The organism is Novipirellula sp. (assembly GCF_041583735.1).
Classification (GTDB): domain Bacteria; phylum Planctomycetota; class Planctomycetia; order Pirellulales; family Pirellulaceae; genus Novipirellula.
This window is the reverse complement of record NZ_JBFHFD010001016.1, coordinates 1-1,780: the sequence shown is the minus strand read 5'-3', so window position 1 is coordinate 1,780 and position 1,780 is coordinate 1. Positions and strand designations below refer to the sequence as shown.

Here is a 1,780-nt window from a genome sequence, read left to right as displayed (position 1 = left end):
GCATACCGATCAAATTTTGGTCGACGTTCACGCCGAAGCCACCAGCGACAAACAATGCCTCGGCAGATACCTGGATGGAAAAGTCACCGCCGTCCTTGGCACGCACACCCACGTCCCCACCGCGGACACCTGCATCCTTCCCGGTCGAACCGCGTTTCAATGTGATGTCGGGATGTGCGGTCCCTACGAAAGTATCATCGGACGAGACATCGAACGGGTCACTCACACGACTCGCACCGCAGAACCCTGTCACTTTCATGTCGCGACCGGTGATGTCCGCCTGTGTGGTGCGATCGTCGAATCCGACGCCGATGGTCGCGCGGTGAAGATCGAACGATTCGAACAGCGCGTGATCGTCAATTAGAAGGCGCCGAAGAGGGGGCCCAAAAGGGGGCTGGTACGAAAAACCAAATGGCCCCAAGGGTGCTTCGCGATTTTGGCACCTGACCGCGTTTCCGCGGCACGTTCGTTTTCGGGTAGGCGGTCGCCAATGTGCCGACTACGGAGGACTCGTCGCCTCGTCCACTACCTGGAGACAGGGGACTCGTCGCCTCGTCCACTACTTGGAGACAGGGGACTCGTCGCCTCGTCCACTACTTGGAAATTGAGCTGCGATAGGCGACTAGTTGTGAACGTCCACGTGGTTGACCACTTGCAACGACCCGGCAACGGGCAGCACCGCCTCTTGGGCCAACTGCTTGTGATAGAAGCTGCGAACCTTGCCGCGAAGCCGCAGCTCATTGGCATCTTCATCCACGCGGAGTGAACGAAGTTCCTGGACCGAGCTCTTCGCGAGAAGCGCTGAAGCCGCTGTGACGATCTCTTGGGCTTGCATCGTTGTCATGAATGAATTCTGTCGTCAGTGGTGATTGGCTGAATAATCAAATATCACACATTGCAAGGAAATTGCCTACAGGAATTTGTTAAAAATCGAGCGTTCCAAACATCATCTGACAGGTCGGTTTGAGACGAATTGTTACATTCCAAACGCTTGCTCGAACGATCGCAACAGGCTTGACGCGTGCAGGCGATGCCGTCGGTGGCTGCTGACGGACAATCCACAAATTGCTAGCAAATACATTCAAGAAAACAATTTCTGATCCGCGCATGATCCGCCTTGACCGCTGCGAAGGGGCGCCCGTATCTTCCGCCCATCGCTGGGACACTTGGCCGTGAGCCAAGCCAAGCCCGGTGATCGAAGCGACTCGCTGGCGTGATCCTGCACTGGCACCTTGGAATTCATTGATCGATTCTTCGGTAGCTGCGGACAAATCGTACGGCACGGATTCGACGGATCGAATCTTGTGTGGCGGTGAAGGCGGCGAGAAACTGGCAAGCGTTCGGCAGGTCCCGGCAAGGAAGCAAGGGACCGCGTCGAACCGAATCGAGTGGCAATCCACTCACCCGAAAAACCACCGGCTCCCGGTCCCATAGCGCGTTATCCTCCGCCCCCCTAGGATCTCGTACTGGACCGGGGGCTTTTTTTTTATGCGCCGGTCCTGCTCGATCGGTTTGTCGTACCACGCTCTCGGTCTGTGATGCCCCGTGGCCAAACGGCTGATTCAATGAACGAGCCTGTAGGCTGGCGGTTGCGAGTGTGCCTCGCAGAAGCGGGAAGCTGACGCTTCCAGGCAGGCAAGCTGGAAGCTGACCCCACGTCGGGCAACGCATCAGCGACCGCGGTTACTGGTCTGTTTCTTCTTCGGCTTTGTGTTCCTGCTTTGCATTCGCCGGCCCCAGGATAAAGCGATACCCCGCGTCGCGGATCGTCAGCAGGTGC

At 57.5% G+C, this 1,780-nt stretch carries 3 protein-coding genes; 1 reads left to right on the top strand and 2 read right to left on the bottom strand.

Annotated features, from left to right (window positions below):
- A partial coding sequence (locus tag ABX962_RS35620) for a YmdB family metallophosphoesterase (protein ID WP_372726391.1) occupies positions 1-364 on the top strand: 364 nt, incomplete at its 5' end.
- 258 nt (positions 365-622) lie between these two features.
- Here ABX962_RS35620 and ABX962_RS35615 read toward each other — a convergent pair.
- Both ABX962_RS35615 and ABX962_RS35610 read right to left on the bottom strand, forming a co-directional pair.
- Positions 623-844, bottom strand: coding sequence for a BON domain-containing protein (locus ABX962_RS35615; RefSeq protein WP_145212677.1), 222 nt, complete (start codon positions 842-844; stop codon positions 623-625).
- Between the two features lie 79 nt (positions 845-923).
- Positions 924-1,283: a hypothetical protein gene (locus ABX962_RS35610; protein WP_372726390.1), complete on the bottom strand. Its 360-nt coding sequence runs from the start codon at positions 1,281-1,283 to the stop codon at positions 924-926.
- Between the last annotated feature and the right edge of the window lie 497 nt (positions 1,284-1,780).

Excerpts from the sequence above, each read along its gene's own strand:
- ABX962_RS35615 (WP_145212677.1), bottom strand. The coding sequence starts at position 844 with ATGACAACGATGCAAGCCCAAGAGATCGTCACAGCGGCTTCAGCGCTT.